This is a genomic window from Streptomyces sp. SID13726 (assembly GCF_010548375.1).
Taxonomy (GTDB): Bacteria; Actinomycetota; Actinomycetes; order Streptomycetales; family Streptomycetaceae; genus Streptomyces.
On sequence record NZ_JAAGLY010000002.1, the window covers coordinates 151122 to 171432 of the forward strand.

Below are 20311 nucleotides of genomic sequence, written 5' to 3' on the forward strand. Positions count from 1 at the left end.
GTACGGGCCTCCTGTACCCGTGCCGCTCAGGCCCGTGCGCTGTTGCCACCCCTTCCCTTCGGCTTCGGCAGGGCCAGCCTGATCTCCTCGCGCAGCTCGTTGATCTTCGGGTAGCCCGAGTACTCGGCGGTGAGGCGGTACATCTGGCGCAGCCGGTCCCAGGTGCGGTGGGAGGAGTTGGAGCCCATGGACACCAGCGCCAACCGCGCGTACCGGTCCGCCTGTTCGGGGTCGTCGGCGATGAAGCAGGCCGAGGCCATCGACAGGAAGTCGAAGATCTTCGAGCGCTGCCGTCCGTCGACCCGCAGGGCCAGGGCCTTGTCCGCGTAGTGCTGGGCGTGCGCGGCCGCGGCCGGCTCGTGCTCCGCCAGCGTGCGGTAGGCCAGGGCCTGCATGCCGTAGAGGTCCTCCTCCTTGAAGGTCTGCATCCAGCTGGGCGGCGGCACGTCGCTCTTGTCGGAGACGAAGAGGTCCTCCGCCTGTCCGAGGGTGCGGCGCATGGCCTGGCCCTTGCCCATGGAGGCCTGTGCCCAGGCCTCGATGGTGTAGAGCATCGCCCTGGTGCGGGGCAGCACCTGTTCGCCGGAGCCGGACTGGGCGAGCTTCATCAGGTCGAGTGCGTCGTCGGGCCGGCCGAGGTGCACCATCTGGCGGGCCGCCCGGGAGAGCGCCTCGCCCGCGCGGGGCCGGTCGCCACCCTCTCTCGCGGCATGGGCGGCGATGACGAAGTACTTCTGGGCCGTGGGTTCGAGGCCGACGTCGTGGGACATCCAGCCCGCGAGGACGGCGAGGTTGGCGGCGACGCCCCACAGGCGCCGCTGGAGATGGTCGGGGTGCCGGTAGGCGAGCATGCCGCCCACTTCGTTGAGCTGGCCCACGACCGCCTTGCGTTGCAGCCCGCCCCCGCGGGCCGCGTCCCAGGCCCGGAACACCTCGACCGAGCGCTCCAGCTCCTCGATCTCCTGCGACCCGATGGGGGCGGCCTCGTAACGGTCGAACCCAGCGGGGTCGGCGTGCAGGGGGTCGTCGAACTGGGGGGCATCGGCGGTGAGGGCCGGATCGGTGTGCAGCCAGTCGTGCATGGCACTGGTGAGTGCGGATCCCGCGGCGAGCGCGGCACCCGCGCCCACCAAGCCGCGTCGGTTGAGCATGAGGTCCATTCCCGTGAATTCGGTGAGGACCGCAGCGGTTCGGTCGGGCGCCCACGGCATGCCGTCGGGATTCTCAGCGTTCCCGTCGCCCTGCCGTTTCCCCGTACGCCCGTGCCGGACCAGACCGAGGTCCTCGATGGTCACGACACGGCCGAGACGCTCGGTGAACAGAGCCGCCAGCACCCGCGGCACCGGATCGCGCGGGATCTCTCCCGTGTCGATCCAACGCCGTACCCGCGAGGTGTCGGTCGAGAGCTGGGGGTGGCCCATGGCCGCCGCCTGCCGATTGACCAGCCTCGCGAGTTCGCCCTTGGACCAGCCGGCCAGGCCGAACAGGTCCGAAAGACGGGTGTTGGGTTGTCCACTCACGTCAAGCCCCCAGGTACTCGGCTGAGTTGACAGTAGCCCGGCGTCAGTTGCTCCGGGACTATTCGCCAGGGTTCGCCAGGGTCCGCCAGATGGTGTGCCACTGCACATCTGGTGTCAGGTAGGAACGCGCCACCCCGACCCGGCCTCCGCTTCATATGACGGGTGCATTCCCCAGGGTGCACCCGGGCGGCCGGGTCGGGCAGCGCACTGCTTCTCCAGGCACAGCAGGCACACGAAGGGATCTGTCTCGCCCATGTACGCAGCATCGTCCTCCGTGTCCGCCCCGCCCCGGTCGCCGCATCTCCGTCCGGCGGGCGGCGGCCCCTACCTCGACCCCGCGCGGCCGACGGCCCCCGTACCGGGTACGGGCAGGACGCGGCGCGTTCCGGGGCTCGGCACCCAACCGCTCAGCGGGAGACTCGACTTGTCCGGCCCCCAGGGCGCCCAGCTGCGCACGGCGATCGCGTCGGTGCACCGGATCTGCCCGGAGTTCGCCCCGGTGCAGGTGCTGCGCCGCAGCGGACGCGCCGTGCTCCTGGTCGGAACGACGGGACGCAGCACGGCCGTCGCCAAGTGTTTACTCGACCACTCCCCGGTATGGGCCGAGCGGATCCGGCACGAGATAGCGGCATACCGCTCGTTCGTCCGGCACCGCCCCCCGGTGCGGGTGCCCCGGCTGATCGCGGCGGATCCGGACAACTGCACTCTGGTCATCGAGCGGATGCCCGGCCGGGTGGCGGCGCTGCACCGGCACCCGGCGGAGGCCCCGCCGCGTGCCGACATCAGAGCGGCGCTCGGCGCGATCTGCCGGCTCAACGCCTGGCGGCCACCGGCGGGCACCTTCGACGCCCCGCTCGACTACGCGGCGCGGATCTCCCGGTACCACGAACTGGGACTGCTGACCGACCGGGACATGGGCGACCTCCAGAAGCTGCTGCACGGCATCGCGCACTCTGCGGGCCGACAGGGCATGGGCCAGTTCTGCCACGGCGATGCTTTGCTCTCGAACATCCTGCTCTCACCGGCCGGTCCAGTGCTGGTGGACTGGGAGCACGCGGGCTGGTACCTGCCGGGCTACGACCTGGCGACGCTGTGGTCGGTCCTCGGCGACGCCCCGGTGGCCCGCCGTCAGATCAGCCAGATCGCCCAGTCGGCGGGCCCGGCCTCGCGGGACGCCTTCCTGGTGAACCTGATGCTGGTGCTCACCCGTGAGATCCGTACCTACGAGACGGCCGTGCAGCGTTCGATGCATGACTCGACCCCGGCGGCACCGGGCGCGGCCCACCCTGGTGCTGCGCCGTCCGGCGAGGAACAGCGGCTGCTGCTGAGGCGGCTGCACGACGACTGCCAGCTGGCCCGACGGGCCGTCCGAGCGGCGGTCGGCACTCGCTGACGGGGATGGCGGTCCGCGGTGCGCCCTGGACAGCGGCGTGCCGCGGACCTTCGTATGCCCAGGCGGCGCGTCGCCGCGTCGTACGACCCGGCGGGGCGTCGGCTCATTGGTGTACGCCACTGACGCCCCGCAGGCCCGGAAGCCTCCGCCACGAAACTCCCGTAGACCCCGATTGACGTGGGAAATCCCCTGCCCCTGGGCATGATTGACGGATCGTCGGCAAGCCGGTACCACTGACGCACGCCCGGCCCCGTACGGCTCATCTCGCCCGACCGTCCCAGGAGGCTGCATTGCGAGGATCCACGACCGACCCCAACAGAGCCGCCGGCCCCGCCCGGAAAGTGGCTGGCACCCTGGCGGGCGCGGCTCTGCTGCTGCCGCTGCTCGGTGCGGCCCCGTCCGAGGCAGGACCGTCCGTGTCCGGGGACTCCTCGGCCGGGCTTCAGCGGGCCTTCGCCTCGGCGGCCGCCAAGTACCACGTCCCGCAGAGCGTGCTGCTCGGCGTCTCCTATCTCCAGTCCCGCTGGGACACCCACGCCGGCGCGCCAAGCGTGACCGGCGGCTACGGCCCGATGCACCTCACCGACGCCCGTGCGGCACTGGCCTCGGCACCGCACCACAGCGAGGGCACGGAGGACGCCCGCGGCGACAGCGCCCGAGCGGCTCTGCTGCCGAGGACGAAGGTGCCGGAGCCCGCCGAACTCCCGGCCCGGCTGGAGACTCTGCCGAAGGCCGCCGAGCTGACCGGCCTGAGCGCCGAGGAACTGCGCGGCGACTCAGCCGCCAACGTGGCCGGCGGGGCCGCCCTGCTCGCCGCCGCCCAGAAGGACCTGGGCGAGCCGCCGAGCCAGGACCCGGCGGACTGGTACGGCGCGGTGGCCCGCTTCTCCGGCGCGGACGACACCGCCACCGCGGCGGCGTACGCGAACGACGTCTTCGACGTGCTCCGCACCGGCGAGGAGCGCACCACGGACGCGGGCCAGCGACTCGCCCTGGCCGCCCAGCCGGCCCTCGCCCCGGACACCGCGCAGCTCACCCGGACGGGACTGCGCACGCTCGGCACCGGTGGCACCGAGTGCCCGAGGACCGTGTCCTGCGAGTGGATCCCGGCGCCGTACGAGGAGTTCGGGGAGAGCGACTACGGCAACCACGACCTGGCCGACCGCCCCGCCTCCCAGAGCATCAAGTACATCGTCATCCATGACACGGAGGGCACCTGGGACGGAGTCCTCAACCTGGTGCAGGACCCGACCTATGTGTCGTGGAACTACACCCTGCGCTCGACCGACGGTCACATCGCCCAGCATGTGAAGGCCAAGGACGTGGCCTGGCACGCGGGCAACTGGTACGTCAACGCCAAGTCGATCGGCCTGGAGCACGAGGGCTTCCTGGCGAACCCGGACGCCTGGTACACGGAGGCGATGTACCGGTCCTCGGCGCGCCTGGTCAGGTACCTCTCCGCGAAGTACGGCATCCCGCTGGACCGGCAGCACATCCTGGGCCACGACAACGTGCCGGGTCCGACGACCTCGACCGTCGCGGGCATGCACACCGACCCCGGCCCGTACTGGGACTGGCGGCACTACTTCGAGCTGCTGGGCCGCCCGTTCAAGTCCACGGCCGGCCGGCAGGGCGGCCTGGTGACGATCCGCCCGGACTACGCCACCAACCAGCCGCGGTACACGGGCTGCGTGACCAAGGACGTGCCCTGCGCGTCCCACGGTTCGAGCGAGGTGCGCCTCTACTCCGCCCCTGACGAGACGGCCCCCCTGATCAAGGACATCGGTCTGGGCAAGGCCCCCACCATCGACGTCAACGACCTGTCCTCGCGGGTCTCCACCGGCCAGCAGTACGCGCTCGCCGGCCGCGACGGCGACTGGACGGCGATCTGGTACCTGGGCCAGAAGGCCTGGTTCAAGAACCCCAGGAAGAACCCCACGGCGGTGAACGCCTCCGGCCTCGTAGTGACCCCGAAGAAGGGCCTCGCCACGGTCCCGGTGTACGGCCGCGCGTACCCCGAGGCCGCCGCCTACCCGGCGGGCGTTCCCGTCCAGGCGGTGTCCCCACTGCCGTACACCGTGCTCAAGGGCCAGCGGTACGTGGTCGGTGACAGGGTGCCGGGCGAGTACTACTACGCGGTCACCTTCACGACGGACTCGCACAAGGTCGTGGTGGGGCAGGACCGGTACTACGAGATCCAGTACGGGCATCGGGTGGCGTTCGTGCGGGCGGCGGATGTGGATGTGGTGCGCTCGCGGACGTAGGCGCGCGTCGACGTCGGTCTGGCGGAGCGTCAACTCCGGGAACCGTCAGGCCGACGCCAGGTATCGCTCCGCGCATCAGCGACCTCAGTGATGCGGTACCGTCGCGTGGCGGATGTCTGGATGTCCTTCTCGACGCGGACAATCCGCATCACAAGCCTGCAACAAGAGCCGGTCGGCGCGCCCTCCTGAGCTCCGCGCCCCGAGTCGGTAGCCGCGGAGACGGCGCCGGCCGGGTTCGGCACAGCGATAGGGAGAGACACGACGTGACGACGTATGCGACCGAGTTCGAGACCGATCTCATCGATCTCAGCCGCTGCGGGCTCCAAGAGGTGATGGCCCTTCGTGACCCCGCGGTCGTCGACGCGATGTCCGCACTGGTGCGGCATCTGGGTGAAAGGACTGCCGCGCAAAGCGCAAGCGGAGGCGCCGGAAGCCCGCACCTCGCCGTCGACTGCAGTGCCCCTCAGCACTAGGGCCGGTCCGTACCCATGTCCCCCGTCGCCCCGGACGCCGCGCCGGTCAGACATCGCATTCCTCTGTCGGATCTCGACGCGCTGGCCACAGGACATGTCCTCCCGGCCACCGCACGGCGGATCCACGAAGTCGAGCGCAGCCGTCGCATGTTGATGCTGCGTGCGGTGGTCGAGGCAGCCCAGCAGGTCCGGGCGGAGTCGGAATCGCCTCTTTCTCCGGTCACCGCCGCGCTGGACCTGCTCATGCGGATCGAGCGGGTCAGACCCGATGTGGTGATCGACCTCCTGGACCATCCGGGGCTGGGGGTGTGGGCGGTTCGGATGCTGGAGCGTCTCCGTCACGAGAGCCGCTCCAGCAGGGCCGTCGCTTCCTTGTGGAGTGAACTCGGTTATCTGCATGCGGTAGCCGCCTCCGCGGCTCTGCGCGCCGGCGTCGCCGGCACGATCGACCTGCCCGTGATCGGGGCCGGGGTTCCCCTGCCGACGCTGGGGCGGGTAGCACTGCCGATCGCCCTCGCGGCCGAGGTCGCGGTCCTGGAGATCGCTCCCCCGGCCCACCCCGTTCTCACGGTGGCCGGTCAACAGCTCGCCCTGCCCACCGACTTGAGCGGCGTTCAGGGTTTTTGGCAACCGTTGCCACGCGTCACGGTGAGCGCGAACCACTCCGCTCGTGAATTGGTGCTGGACGAAAGCGATCCGTACCGGGATTTCCGGAGCCCTCCACAGCAGTCCGCCACGGACCTCACCCAAGAGGACGTGCAGCATTGGGAGTTCACGCTTCGCGAGGCGGACACGTCACTCGTGCGTCGACATCCGCACGCGGCCGCGCTGCGGGCCACCGCTCTGCGAGTGGTCGTTCCACTGTCGGCCGCTCCTCTGTACCGGCCGATGAGCGCCACGTACAACGAGGCGTTCGGGAGCGCGTTGATGTCACCGCTCCGGGATGCCGCCGAAGTCGCGGCGACCCTGGTGCACGAGGCTCGTCACTCCGTACTCAACGCCCTGCTGCATCAACTGCCCTTGTGCCAGGACCCGTTGCCTGGCATCGATCCACCCCTCTTCTACGCGCCGTGGCGAGGTGACCCTCGCCCGGCCACGGGCCTTCTGCACGGGGTCTATTCCTTCGCGGGTGTCGCCGACTTCTGGCGGATCGAGCGCCATGCGCTGACCGGTGCCTCAGCAAGCCTCGCGCACTTCGAATTCGCGCTGTGGCGCGCGGCGGTCGGCGAGGCGCTGGACACGCTGACGTCGTGCGGAGAACAACAGCTCACCCCTCTGGGCCTGCGGTTCGTCGCGGCGATGACCGAACAGACGGCCGCATGGTTCCGGGAGTCCGTTCCCGCTCCATCCGATGCGCTCGCGCGGGACGAGGCCACCGACCTCCGGGCGGTCTGGCGCGCCCGGCACACCTGTCCGGACGCCGCGCAGACCGAGGCCCTGGCCCACGACTGGCTGGCCCGAGTCGACCCGTCGGCGGCTGGGCGCGTCCGTTCCGTGCTTCGTCCCGATCCACGGTTCGGACCACCCGATCCGCGTGGTGAGCTGCGGCGGGCACTGTTCCACGGGCCCGATGCGCTGCTAGCCCACTCGTCCGGCGAGAGCTACACCGCTTCGCGTGACCCCGCGTTGGTCGCCGCCGACCTCGCGCTGGTCGGCGGTGACCCGGTACTCGCCGCTCAGGCCTACCGCGACGTTCTCGTCGACCGGCCCGAGTCTCCTTCGGCCTGGGCCGGTCTGGGTCTTGCGCTCTCGGCGAGCGGCCATCAGGCAGCAGCGGAAGCGCTGTTGGGACGCCCCGAGGTCGTCCGGGCGGTACATCTCGTTCTGCTGCGGCAGGGCGCTGCGCCGGACCCACTCGCACTCAGCGACTGGGTCGGGCGGACGCCGATAGTGCGTGAGACGGCTTCCGGTCCGGATCACGGCTGATCGGCCCCGTACCCAAAGCTCTCCGACCGCCCTACCCTGGTGCCCCTGACCGGCTCTGCCTCCGTCAGCTCGCCACTCGGGAACACACCTCTGCGCTCAAGCAGGTCAGAGATGTCAGCGCGGCGGAAGCCCGGCACGACGGCGACGGCAGGATGGCCGGGATGCCCGCTTCCGCGTTCGGCACGCAGCGGAACGAATCGAGCGGAGGGATCCGAATGATCCCGTTCGGTGTATGGGACGGAACCCGTTTTGGGATTCTTCACTCCGGGAATCCACCTACCGGACAACAGCAAGGAATGAGCACGCGCTCAGCAGCCTTCCGTAGTCGCTCTTGGATTGCCCTACTGCCTGGCGCAGGAACGCCCGGGGAGTTCCACGGCGCAGTCGGCCGAGGCTCAAAGCTTCTCCATGTCATACGCCGGATCGGTGGTTTCAAGGAGGGGCCGACCGCCCTGTTCGCGGCACTTCGGGGCATGGAGGGGGAGACCATGGCCGTGTGTCGCTCACGACTGGCCGAGCGGGCCTGGCCGGACGGGCCGCGTGACCATGCCTGACCGCGAGCCGTACGGGGTCCCGGAACCGGCGACCGTCGCACGCCTCGCGGACGCGTTGATGAAGGTCACCGTGCTCAACGACCTGGAGCACCGGCGTCTCTGTGTCCAAGAGACGATGGAAAGGCTCCAGTTACAGGTCTCTGTCACGGAGTCCCCTCAGAAGAAGATCCATGTCGTCTCCATGGTCCGGCAGTTCGGTTCCGTTCCACGCGGCTGGCAGGCGCTGACCGATGCCGTGCAATTTCTGGCCGATTACGACCTGCCATCCGTACATGCCGCCTCTTTGGTGCAACCGGTCGCGCTCCCTGTTTTCACCGATGTCGCGGAACACGAATTGCAGGCCTTGTTGGCCGGGCTGGATCGCACCAGTGTGCCGGAACTGGCCGAGCTCTACCGAGCCGCGTCCGGTGCGCACTTCGGTCCTCTCCCGGACCCCGTGAACACCGCCTGGGACGCCCACCAACTCCTGGCGCACATCAACCAGCCGTCGGACGGCGTGCCGCGTTCGGTGCGCTTTCTCCAGGACCTGGCCGCCGGCCTGTCACAGGAGCAGAGAGAAGCGATACGGACCTGGATCGGTCGACAGGTGCGAAGCATCGCCGACGACCCAGAAGTCGCCCGACGCATTCTGGCGCCCGCCCACTCCGACGCGGGGCGTCCGAGGGCGGGTGAGACTCGCCCGGCCCATCTCGTGCTCCGGCTCAATCCGTCGATGAGTTCACCGGAATTCGTCGACGTCACCTGCTGGATCAATGTCGGCAGCAGGTGGGAACCGCGTCGTCGTGACGAGAGGTCCGTCCCGCGCGAACAGCTGCGCCGTCATGTCGCCATGCTAGTGAACCGGGAGGAGATCCAGCTGCGCAACCACCGGGGCGGCATCGTGCTCGAGTTCATCCTGCCCGTGCCCCTGCTCAACGAGCCGGTGGAGGAGTGGCCCAGGATCGGGCTGCCGGACAGTAGGCCCCTGTGGCCGAGCGAGCACGGTGGCCCACCGTTCTGGCAGGACTACACCGTGGTCGTACGCAGTCTGGAGCGCATCGAGGCACGGCAGTTCCACAGGGTCTGGAACGAACGGTGGCACGTTCTGGCGGCACGCCCGGGAGAGGCACGCGCTCATCATTGCGGTGTTCGTCGCGAGGAGGAGAGCCATCGGCTCTATCTGCACCTCAAGGAGAATCCGGCCGTGGTGCTCATGGCCCTCGGCGCACCACCCGACCAACAGCAAGGCAGACGGGAGTTGCTCATGGGGCTGGAGGCCGGTCTGCCACTGCTGGTGTGGAGCCATCACGGCCCGCTGCCGGAGCAGACGCAGCATGCCATGGAGTCTGCCCTCAGCGATCCTCTGGACCGGCTGCTGGACCACATGGTGCGCCTGCGTGCCGTTCCCGGGCCGAAAGACGATGGGTACGCCGGTGGTGACACCAGCGCCGGGATCGCGGTTCTCTGGGACGATCCGAATCGGCTCCCGGATTTCCCGGAGCCCGTCCTTTCGAGTACGCAGGAAGCGCCTGCGGAGAGGAAATTCGACCTGTAGCCGACGGGCCGTCAGTGTTCCGACGCCGGCTGCCGCACCTGGACCTTGTATTGGAGGAGGACATTGGCTGTGAGGGGCAGCGGTGGGAAAGAGGCCCGCGCGTCGCGGGGAACATCGGCTCCCGGCTCCGAGAGCGCGAATCGGGAGTGGTGGATCTACCGGGGCACCGCGGGAGCGCCCCCCGCCACACCGCTCACCGAGCGGCTGCCGCCCCCGCCGCCGTGGCGTGACTTCGACGGCGGACCGGCGCTGGCGGATCCGGCTCCGAGCGACGAGGCCACCGCTCTCCGTTGGCTGGGCCCAGCCGACTCGTCGTCATGGCCGGTGTCCGCCCAGGAGGCCGACCTTGTGAATGCCGCGTTGTTCCTCAGGCGCCCACTCGTCGTGACCGGCCCGCTGGGAAGCGGCAAATCCAGCCTGGCCTATCGCATCAGCCGTGAACTGGGCCTCGGGCGAGTACTGCACTGGCGTATCACGAGCAACTCCACACTTCGGGAAGGGCTGTACGAGTACGACGCGATCGGCCGATTACATGAATCCTCCGTACTGCGCACATCCGTACTGCGAACAGAGGACCAGAACCTTGGCGAATTCTTCGAACTCGGCCCTCTGGGCACCGCGTTGGTTCCTCGTGAGGTCCCGCGTGTCCTGCTGATCGACGACTTCGAGAAAGCGGATCTGGATCTCTGCGACGGTCTCACCGGGATCATCGCCGACGGTGAGTTCCGCATACCGGAGTTGGCCCGGCTGCGTTCGCGGACGCCGGATGCGGTGGTGCACACGGACGACCCGGACGGCACGGCTGTCGTCCATCAAGGGCGGGTTCGGTGTCGCGCCTTCCCCGTCGTGGTCATCACGTGCACGGGCGAGCGGATTCTTCCCGCCGATCTGCTCCGCCACTGTGTGTCACTGGAGCTTCCCGCACCGGACGCCGAGCACCTCGCCGAGGTTCTGGCCGCTCAGTTCGCGACCGGGGACGGCGCTGAACGGCTCACCATGATCCGCGATTTCCTCGCCCGGTCGTTGTCCGGCGCCACACTCACCCCGGACCATCTGCTCGACTCCGAGTATCTGAGGACAGCGCCCTCCGGTCCCGACAAAGCGGCTTGGGGCAGGGTGCTGCACGCCCTGTGGCAGCGGCTCGACGGAGCAGGTCCCGGATGACCGAGCCGCCTTCCTCGCACGACGGGGAGCGTGCCGACGCGGGGTCGGGCACCGCCTCCGGTGGTCGGGCACGCGTCGCTCCGACGTCGTTCGAGGTCGGCGAGGCGCTGTGGTTCGCGGTCCAGCGGGAGCAGCACACACCCAGGGGCGCAAGCGCCGCCGCATCGAGCGGAGTGCGACTCCCGCGTGGGAACGGGGCCTGGTACGGATCGGAGTCGCCAGCGGCACAGCACACCCTCCCAGGATCAAACATTTCCGACGCTTTTCCGACCGTCGCTTCGGAGCCGTCCGCAAGAGACGAGGCCCGTGCCTGGGAAACCGCGTTCCGCCCGTTGCACGGGCGGCTGACCGTGCCTTCCCCGAGATCCCCGGCCGAGCGCATCAACACCGGACTGTTCGGCGGTGGCAGCTCAACCTCCGCTCGCGGCCCGACAGACCGGGGGCGCCGGCCGGTGGTGTCCCTTGTCGTGGACAGCGGGTATTCCATGACTCTGTGGCACCGGGCAGCAGAGCGCTTCGCAGGTGTGCTAACCCGGTCCCGAGCGTTCACCGATGTCCGGGTGTTCCCTTGGCCGACAGCCGCCGGGGTGGGAGGAGACTGCGCCCCGGCCCGGTCCGGTACACCCGGTCGGCACCTCGTCCTGGTCCTGACCGACATGCACGCCGACAAGTGGGTTGACGGAAGCGCCCAGCTCAGACTCGCCCGCTGGGCGCGCACTGCCTCGGTCGCCATCGTGAACGTCCTTCCAGAGCGCCTGTGGTCACGGAGCGCCCTGCCGCCGCGCAGAGCGTCCCTGATGTCTCCCGGTCCGATGGCCCCCAACCGCTCCTGGTCATGGTTGCCCGACGACTTCGCACCTGCCTGGCAGGAGGATGTGGACGTAGCCGATCCGCACGCCTTGCCGGTCCCCGTCCTCGAACTCACCCCACAGGCCCTCAACCGCTGGTCCCACTTCATCAGTCGCACCGGGCCACCACGGTACGACGTGAGAGTCGTCGCCGCCTCGGGAGAACCGACACCGGTACCCGGGCAGCATCGGCGCACCCGTGCCCGGCCCGCCTCGGCGATCGAGTGGGTACGTCACTTGCGGGCCCAACTCAGCCCGACCGCCTATCACCTGGCGCGGCTGTACGCTGCCGCTCCGCTCAACGCACACATCCTCGAGGTTCTGCGGACGCGGGTGCTCCCCGAGGCACACACCTGGCACCTGGCGGAGCTGCTACTGAGTGGGGTGTTCCGGCCCACTCCCCCGGACGACGCCCAACCGGCAGGTGCCCGTGTCGAGCTGGAGTTCGTGGACGGTGTGCGCGACGAACTGCTGGCCGAAGGGACACGCCATGAGACAGCACTCGCCATGGAGACGGTGTTCGACTACCTGGCGGAGGTGGTACAGGGTCCCGTGGGGGCGGAACTGCGTCAGATGGGCGCGCTCGTGCGGGATCCCAGCCGTGCCGCCCACCTGTCCGCAGCTCGGATCCGACCGTGGCTCGTGCCGGTTCTGCCGGCTCTCGTCGCCCTCGGCGGACGATACGGCACCGTCGCGCGCCTGTTCGAAGCACGTCTCGCACCAGCAGGACGGGAGGAGCTCTCGGACACCGCACCCGCCCACCAGGGCGAGCACGCCGCGACCGGCACCGTGTTGGGAGGGAACGTGTCCATGGACGACGAGCGGCGCAGGCGAGCCGCGCAACAGGGCGAGAAGGCGCTGAGGCCTCCACCGGTCTGGGGAAACGTGCCTCCGCGCAACCGTGCGTTCACCGGCCGGGTCCAGCTTCTCGATCTGCTGCACCGGCGCCTTCAGGAAGGCACCACCGCTGTCATCCCCGAGGCCCTGCAAGGCATGGGAGGCGTCGGCAAGTCCCAACTGGCCGTGGAGTACGTGTACCGCCACATGCACGAATATCAGATCGTCTGGTGGATCCCGTCCGAGCAGCCGCAGCAGATCCGTCAGTCCCTCGTGGAGTTGGCGGGGCGACTCGAACTGGACATCAGCGGTGGCGAAGCCGGTGCGGCCATCCCCGCGGTCATCGAGGCCCTGCGGATCGGCGAACCGGACAAGAGCTGGCTCCTCGTCTTCGACAACGCGGAAACCCCGGAGACCGTCCGCGACTTCTTCCCCACCAACGGGCCGGGACGCATTCTGGTGACTTCCCGCAACGCCCAATGGGCCACCGCCGCGAGGCCGTTGGAAGTCGATGTGTTCACACGGGCCGAGAGTCGTCAGCTGCTCCAGCTGCGCGCCCCGGACCTCGATGACGCCACCGCGGATCGGCTCGCGGAGACCCTCGGGGATCTGCCGCTGGCCGTCGAGCAGTCCGCCGTGTGGCTCGCCGAGACGGGGATGCAGGCAGACGAATATCTACGGCTGTTCGAGCAGCACGCCTACGAGTTGATGGCCGCTGATCCTCCTCCGGACTACCCACTGTCCGTGGCCGCGGCCTGGAACCTCTCCCTCGAACGCCTCCAGCGCGACGATCCCGCGGCACTGCAACTTCTGCAGGTCTGCTCCTTCTTCGCTCCCGAGCCGATCTCCCGACGTCTGCTCACCGGCATCCGGGACGCACCGGTGCCCGCCGAACTCTCCCTCGCCCTCAGCGATCCGATCCGGCTGGGGCGCGCCATTCGCGGCGTCAACCGCTACGGGCTCGCCCGCATCAACCACAGCGCCAACACGATCCAGCTGCACCGGCTCATCCAACGAGTCCTGATCAATCAGATGTCCGACGAGCAGAAGGCACAACTGCGTGCCGGAGCCCACACGTTGCTGGCTCATGGCGATCCGGTGGAGCCGTCCTCACCTGAGCAGTGGCAGCGGTACGGCGAACTGCTCCCCCACGTCCTCAACAGCAGGGCCGTGATGTCGGAGGACCGATGGGTCCGCCAACTGGTCCTGAACGAGATCGAGTACATGTTCGGCTGGGGCGACTATGAAGGCTGCCGGGAGCTGGCCCAGGACGCGTACACGATGTGGTCCCGGGCCGACGGCGAGAACAACGAGCACGCCCTGCGTGCCGCCAAACTCTTCGGAGACGCGCTGAGGTCGCTCGGTCATCATCAAGCCGCTTACGAACTCGACCAGCGTACGCGCGAGGCCATGACCGAGACGATGGGCACGGAACACGAGACCACGCTGGAGATCACCTCCATACTCGCCTGGGATCTGCGCATGCGGGGAGACTACGAGGGTGCCTCCGCGCTGGACAGCCAGGCCTTCGAGACGAGCCGACGGCTGTTCGGCCCCAATGACGTCTCCACGCTGACCTTCGCCCATCGCGTCGCACTGAATCTGCGGCTCACCGGAGACTTCCGCCAGGCGCTGCAACTCGACCGGGACACCCACCTGCGCAAGGTGGAGGAACTCGGTGAGAACGCGCTGTCCACTCTCCACACCTTGGCCGGCGTCGCCATGGACCTGCGGCAGGCCGGCGAATACGCCGACGCGTACAGGCAACAGCAGGACGTCTCGCGCCGTTACGAATACCACTTCGGGGCCACCAACCCCAGCACCGTCGCGAGTCAGCAGGCGCTGGCGCAGGCCGAGCGACGCATGGGTCGGCACGCGCGGGCGCTGGAACTCTCCGGCAGGGCATTGGAGTTGTTCCGGAACCGGTACGGCGACAGGCATCCGCTGACACCCGAGGCGCTCCTCACGCATGCCATCGACATGCGGTACAGCGGAGAACTCCAGCAGGCCCTGGAGTTGAGTGAACAGGGCTGCGAGGGTTACACCCGGCTCTACGGTCCGGATCATCCGCACACCCTGGGAGCGCGCATCAACCACGCAGTCTGTCTGCGTCTCCTGGGCCACGTCGATGAGTCGCGCCGTCTGAACGAACAGATCCGCGACGCTCTGGCAGATCGGCTCGGACCCGAGCACCCCAACGTTCTCGCGTGTACCAGCAATCTCGCGGCAGATCTGTACGAGCTGGGCGAGACCCAGGCCTCTGTCGACCTCAGCACACAGATTCTGGAGCAGGGCCGCCGACGGCTCGGCGAGGATCATCCGGCGACTCTCGCCACCGCGGTGAACCTGGCCCTCGGACTACGGCTGCTGGGCCGTGCGGGCGAGGCTGACGAGCTCTACGAGGACACCCTCGCCCGCTACGAACGCACTCTCGGCCCGGACCACCCTGCTCTCGCGACGGCCCGGGCGAACATTCCGGCGAACTGCGACGTCGATCCGATGCCGCTGTGACAGCGAGGACGCGTACGGTGACGAGCGCTGTCGCCGTGGGCATCAGCCCTGCTGGAACAGCTCCGCCGGCAGCGGCTTCAGAAGGGCGTACAGGTCGTCCGTGATGGGGCGGTCCCAGGCGGCGATGGTCACCAGGACGTTGTCGCTGCGGTCGAACTGGACGCAGGAGATCCGGCTCTCGGAGAGCTTGAGGCGGCGCACGATCAGGAGGTTGTCGCCCTGCATGACCGGGACGTCCTCGGCGCCGACGACGGTGACCTCCTCGTCGTTCTCCAGCGCGATGAGGAGCTGGGCCACCTCGAAGGGGACCTGGCCCTCGGGGACCTCGCGGGCCGGGGAGCCCTCGGGGAGGTTGCCGATGACCATCGCGGGGCCGCGGCCGCCGAAGAGGTCGTAGCGCAGGAAGACGCCCTGGCAGGTGCCGTCGGGGGCGGGCAGCAGCCCGGCGCCGAGGTTGCCGGGCCAGTCGCCCGGGTCCATGGCCAGAACGTCGAAGTCTGGACCGGCGGGAGTGGCGCGACGGCGGAGGAACGACATGCGCCCATGGTAACGGGGTGTGCAGGTCGTCGGGCGACCGCGGGTGCGCGGAGCTGATCGCCTCATGTGGTGCGGCCACATGTGGGTACGGCCCGTGCCCTTTCAGGTGCGGCCGGTCGCCGGCGTCAGCCCTGAGCGGTCCGTTCCGAGCTTGCGGCAGACCGCCGACAGCAGGCGGACCGCCGAGGGCTCGTCGGTGTTCAGCTCCTTCGCGATCTCCCTGTCCGTGTGCCCCCGCGCCGCCAGGTTCGCGGCCGTGCGCTCGCGGGACGTGAGGGTGTCCGTCTCGGTGCTGTGCAGGCGGCGGGGGCGGAGGCCGGCCGCGGTGAGTTCGTCGCGGGCGGTCTCGATCAGTCCGTCGGCGCCGCACTGGACGGCGGTGTCGAGGCCCCGGTAGAGGTGTTCCGCGGCTTCGCGGGTATGGCCCGTGCGGCGGAGTTCCGTGCCCAGGGCGACCAGGGCGCAGGCGAGCTCGTAGGCGGCCGGGGAGCGTTCGAGTTGGGTGACGGACTCCTCCAGGAGTTTCACGCGGGCCGAGCCCGGGGAGACCTCGGCGGCCAGCCGGAGTGCCTGGCCCACGGCCGAAGGGGCGCCGAACTGGCGGGCTCGCGCGACCGCTTCGAGTGCGGTGGCCACCGCGCGCTCCGGGGCGTCGTGGCTCTCGGCCCGGGCCAGGTGGAGCTGCCAGGGGCACCACGAGGGGTTGCGGACGCCGCGTGGTTCGAGTCGGCGTCCGGCGGCCGCGAGTTCGGTGGCCGCGTCCTTGGTGAGGCCGCGGGCCAGCAGCAGTTCGCCGTGCACGGTCTGGGCGTCGGGGAAGACCACGGCGGCCGGGAAGGGGGCGTTGAAGGAGTAGTCCTCGCCGGTCCGGGCGGCCTCGTCGACCCGGCCGCGTGCGAGCAGGACCTCGATGAGGATGCCGACGGCGTACCAGTGGGCCGGGGTGCCGGGCCCGACGCGCGCGGCGAGGCGCAGCCCGGCGCGGACGAAGTCCTCGGCCTCGGCGAGGCGCCCGCGGCGGAAGCGGACGTAGGCGAGGAGGGTGTAGGCGAAGGAGAGGTGGGCGCCGCGCCAGCCCTGCCGTTCGAAGTCGGCGATCCCGGCGGCGAAGAGTTCCTCGGTGCGGCCGGGTCGGTCGGCGTACATGAAGGCGAGGGCGACCAGGACGGGCACCTCGAAGCCGCGGTCGGGTTCGGCCCAGCCGAGGCCGCCCGCGAGGGCCCGCTCGGCGTGGTGGAGGGCGATGTGCGCGGGTTCGCCGCGCAGGACGGCGTCCCAGGTGCGCAGGCCGATGATGTACCGCTCGGTGAGATCGCGGCCGGTGAGCCGGTCGGCGAGGCGGGCCATGCGGCGGGAGCGCGAGGGGTGGTCGGGTTCGTCGGCGCGGAAGGCGTCCCACATGAACTGCTCGGCGACCATGCGCAGCTTGACGCGGGCGTCGCCGGTGACCTTGATCTCGCGGGCGAGGGTGTCGGTGGCCTCGGCGAGGCGGTCGCTGTGGGCGAGGACCTGCGAGAGCCGGTAGACGATGTGGTGGCGCAACTCCGGTGCGGTGATGGGCTCTTCGAGGGCGGCGCGCAGGTGGTTGACCGTGGTGGCCGGTTCGGTGAGCAGGGAGGCGCTGCCCAGTTCGTACAGGACGGTGGCCCGGTCCTCGAAGGCCGGGGGTTCGCGCAGGGCGCGGGCGAGATAGCCGCGGGCCGCGTCGGGGGCGCCGGAGCGGAGCGTCTCGGCCGCGGCGGCGCGCAGTTGCTGGACGACCCAGGGGTCGCCGTCGGGGTGGGTCTCCAGGAGGTGGCGGGCGGCTGCGGCGGGGCCGCGTCCGTCGTTGACCACGCACCAGGCGGCCTGGCCGTGCAGGGCGACCCGGACGCCGGCCGGGATGGCGCGGTACACGGCGGTGGCAATGAGCGGGTGGACGAACTCCAGGGACTCGACGCCGGTGAGGATGCGGGCCCCGCGGAGGGCGTCGGCGGCGTCGGCGGCCTCCTCCTGGCCGAGTCCGGCGACGGCGGCGGCGAGCAGCGGATGGATCTCTGTGCCGAGGACCGCGCAGGCCCAGGCGAAGCGGACGGTCGAGGTGCCGAGGCGTTCGAGGCGGGCGACCAGGCCGCTGCCTTTGACGGCGGCAGCGAGATCGCGGAGCAGGTGGGCCGCGTCCTCGGTCGGGGTGACCCCGCGGTCGTGCACCTTGGCGGCCAACTCGACCGTCTCGAAGGGGTTGCCCGCGGTGACGGCCCAGCATTCACGGCAGAACGCGTCGTCGGCGTGGGCCCCGAGGGCCTCCCGCACGAGACGGGCGACTGCGACCGCGCTGAGCGGTTCGAGGTCGAGCGGGCGTCCCCCTGCCCGGCCGGGCAGGGCCCTGAACGACTCGGCGTGCTCGGGGAGTTCGTCGGGCCGGTAGGCGACGGCGACCAGCAGCGGGAGTTCCTCGGCACGGGGCGCGAACGCGGCGAGCCAGCCCAGGGATTCGGGGTCGGCCCAGTGGGCGTCGTCCAGCACCAGCACCATCGGGGCGCGCAGCACGGCGAGGTGGGTGAGCACCCAGTCGAGGCCGTCCCGCAGGCCCTGCGGGTCGGGCGGCGCTCCGTCGGTCGGGGCGCACAGGCCGAGTGCGGGGCCGACGATGTCGTACCAACTGCCCAGCTGTGCCCGGAGATCGACTTCGGCGGCGCCGGCGAACTGCGGCTGGAGCAGTTGCCGGGCGACGTGGAAGGCGACCCGTTGTTCCTGGTCGCCGCCGCGTGCGGCCAGCACGGTGCAGCCCTTGGCGGCGGCACGGCGGCGGACCTCGGTGAGCAGGGACGTCTTCCCGATGCCCGCACGGCCCGCGACGGCGAGCAGGGCACCCCGGGGCCGCCCGTGCGATTCGGCGCCGTCCGTGCGCAGCCCGGCGAGTTCTCCCAACGCCTCGTCGACGGCGGCGAGTTCGCTCTCCCGCTCCAGAAGAGTCCTCATGCTTCGCACACTGCGCTGCACCATGGCGCACCCCCCGTCACGGTGGTGCACCCGCGCGGGGAGCGAGCGCGCACCGTGACCTACAGGCACCTCAGCGTACGCCTCGGCGATGCGGGGCGGGCCTTTGTCGACTCACCTCGTCGCAGGCTGGAAGCCGCCGGCTGGAAGACGCGGGCTAGAAGACGTGTTCGCACAGGACCGTGAGCCCGTAGGTCACGCCGCCCAGGGCGAGAAGGCCGATCACCGTCAGTGTCGCCCCCCAGCCGGTGATCCCCCAGACGCCGAGGGCATCCAGGCCGACGAGCGGCCGGCCACGTACGGCGATCGCGGTTCCGACGTGAGCGTCGGCCTGCACGACCGCGTCCACAGGAATCGGGACCTGTCCCACGCGGGTACAGCAACGCTCCCTCCTCAAACACCCCGCCCCTTCGCCCCCGTCAGTCCTCCGGCAGCTCCCGCGGCTCCACCGCCCCCGGCGGCACCACCACCACCGGGCTCGCCGCGTGCAGCAGTACGGCCTGGGTGACGGAGCCCATCATGCGGGCCGGTGCCAGGAGGCGGCGCCGGTGGCGGCCGACGACCACCAGGTCGGCGTCCCTGGAGGCCGCGACCAGATGTCCGGCGGCGTCGCCCGGAGCCACGTACGGCTCGACGCGGACGCCTGGGTGCCGGGTGCCGTGCGGGGCGAGGAGGCCCTCGGCGAGGGTGCGGGTCTCGTTCTCGATCGCGTCCTGGTCGACCATGAGCGGGATCAGCTCGCCGGGCGCGGCCCAGCTCTGGAGGGGCCACTGGTAGGCGGCGACCACCTGGAGCCGGGCGCCGCGCAGGGCGGCCTCGGTGAAGGCGAGGTCGAGGGTGGCGTCGTCGGGGCTGTCCACCTGGAGTCCCACGACCACCCGTGGCCCGGGGTCCGTCGGTGTCCCGCCGTCGACCTCGCGGCCGGGCCGGGGCACCACGACGACCGGGCACTCGGCGTCCCGGGCGGCGGCCATGCCGTTGGAGCCGAGGAGCAGGCTGGCGAAGCCGCCCCGGCCCCGGGAGCCGAGCACGAGGAGCCGTGCGGTGGAGCCCAGTTCGGGCAGCACGGCGCCCGGGGCGCCCTCGACGCCGAGGTACTCCATCCGCGGCCGGTCGGCCCGCCCCTCCAGATATGTCCGTACCTGGTCGAGGACCGAATCGTCGTCCGTGTCGGGCGCGCCCGCGACGAGGACGTCGGGCTGGGCCCAGGCGGCGTACTGCCGCACGTGCACCACCCGCAGGGGCGCCCCGTGCCGACGGGCCGCGTCCAGTGCCCAGTCCAGGGCGCGCAGGCTGTCGTCCGATCCGTCCACCGCCGCGATCACCGGCAGGGTGCTCATGTGTTCCTCGCTTCCGGAGTACGACCAAGCCCCCCTGGGGTCAGCCTCGCTCAGGCCTCGGCCCCAGGAAGGCACTCGAGGTCGCGTGTCCGGAAATACGGGAGGAACACCGCCGGATCGGTCCGGTGGTTCACGCCCCCTGTGCGCTCACCCTCAGGTGAGGTCGAACTCTCCCTCCCGCGCTCCTGACACGAACGCGCCCCACTCCGCGGGGGTGAAGATCAAGGAAGGGCTCTCCGCACGGCCGCTGTTGCGCATCGCGATGAACCCCTCGACGAAGGCGATCTGGACATCCCCCAGACCGCGGCTGCTCGAGTGCCAATCGGCGTTGCTCAGGTCCAGCTCCGGCTTGTCCCAGCCCATGAGCGGCTGCTGCTGGATGGTGGTCTCGGCCACGTCCGTGCTCCTCCCGATTGCGTCGTCCGCGGCCA

Annotated in this window: 13 protein-coding genes; 7 read left to right on the top strand and 6 right to left on the bottom strand. The window is 70.4% G+C overall.

The window, feature by feature from the left end; all coding sequences use genetic code 11:
- Window positions 1-26: 26 nt before the first annotated feature.
- Window positions 27-1520, bottom strand: a complete 1494-nt coding sequence (locus G3I78_RS04750) for a hypothetical protein (protein ID WP_164421510.1) — start codon at window positions 1518-1520, stop codon at window positions 27-29.
- A 253-nt stretch (window positions 1521-1773) separates the two neighbouring features.
- Between G3I78_RS04750 and G3I78_RS04755 the strand changes: the two genes are divergently transcribed.
- The 7 genes from G3I78_RS04755 to fxsT all read left to right on the top strand — a co-directional run bounded on the left by G3I78_RS04755 (window position 1774) and on the right by fxsT (window position 15024).
- Window positions 1774-2913 carry an aminoglycoside phosphotransferase family protein gene (locus tag G3I78_RS04755; protein WP_164421511.1) on the top strand — a complete coding sequence of 380 codons (1140 nt, stop codon included), beginning with the start codon at window positions 1774-1776 and terminating at the stop codon, window positions 2911-2913.
- Window positions 2914-3203: 290 nt separating this feature from the next.
- Complete coding sequence (locus G3I78_RS04760) at window positions 3204-5177, top strand: peptidoglycan recognition family protein (RefSeq protein ID WP_164421512.1); 1974 nt, start codon at window positions 3204-3206, stop codon at window positions 5175-5177.
- Window positions 5178-5440: 263 nt separating this feature from the next.
- Window positions 5441-5650: a hypothetical protein gene (locus G3I78_RS04765; protein ID WP_164421513.1), complete on the top strand. Its 210-nt coding sequence runs from the start codon at window positions 5441-5443 to the stop codon at window positions 5648-5650.
- Between the two features lie 15 nt (window positions 5651-5665).
- Window positions 5666-7576: an HEXXH motif domain-containing protein gene (locus G3I78_RS04770; RefSeq protein ID WP_164421514.1), complete on the top strand. Its 1911-nt coding sequence runs from the start codon at window positions 5666-5668 to the stop codon at window positions 7574-7576.
- A 546-nt stretch (window positions 7577-8122) separates the two neighbouring features.
- Window positions 8123-9664: a hypothetical protein gene (locus G3I78_RS04775; protein WP_239157656.1), complete on the top strand. Its 1542-nt coding sequence runs from the start codon at window positions 8123-8125 to the stop codon at window positions 9662-9664.
- Between the two features lie 348 nt (window positions 9665-10012).
- Window positions 10013-10828 (top strand): AAA family ATPase, encoded by an 816-nt coding sequence (locus tag G3I78_RS04780; RefSeq protein WP_343243647.1) that lies wholly within the window; start codon window positions 10013-10015, stop codon window positions 10826-10828.
- Window positions 10825-15024, top strand: coding sequence for an FxSxx-COOH system tetratricopeptide repeat protein (gene fxsT / locus G3I78_RS52770; protein ID WP_275424784.1), 4200 nt, complete (start codon window positions 10825-10827; stop codon window positions 15022-15024). Before G3I78_RS04780 ends, fxsT begins: the two co-directional genes overlap by 4 nt.
- A gap of 42 nt (window positions 15025-15066) precedes the next feature.
- Here the strand turns inward: fxsT and G3I78_RS04790 are convergent, their stop codons facing one another.
- The 5 genes from G3I78_RS04790 to G3I78_RS04810 form a co-directional block, all read right to left on the bottom strand.
- Window positions 15067-15561 (bottom strand): hypothetical protein, encoded by a 495-nt coding sequence (locus G3I78_RS04790; RefSeq protein WP_164421518.1) that lies wholly within the window; start codon window positions 15559-15561, stop codon window positions 15067-15069.
- Window positions 15562-15663: 102 nt separating this feature from the next.
- On the bottom strand, window positions 15664-18546 hold the full coding sequence (locus G3I78_RS04795; RefSeq protein WP_164421519.1) for an AAA family ATPase: 2883 nt from the start codon (window positions 18544-18546) through the stop codon (window positions 15664-15666).
- A 151-nt stretch (window positions 18547-18697) separates the two neighbouring features.
- Complete coding sequence (locus tag G3I78_RS04800) at window positions 18698-18910, bottom strand: hypothetical protein (protein WP_164421520.1); 213 nt, start codon at window positions 18908-18910, stop codon at window positions 18698-18700.
- A 49-nt stretch (window positions 18911-18959) separates the two neighbouring features.
- Entirely contained in the window at window positions 18960-19880 is a 921-nt protein-coding gene (locus G3I78_RS04805; protein ID WP_164421521.1) for a universal stress protein, read from the bottom strand.
- Window positions 19881-20033: 153 nt separating this feature from the next.
- A complete protein-coding gene (locus G3I78_RS04810) occupies window positions 20034-20276 on the bottom strand; it encodes a DUF397 domain-containing protein (protein ID WP_164421522.1) in 243 nt (80 codons plus the stop codon).
- Window positions 20277-20311 lie beyond the last annotated feature (35 nt).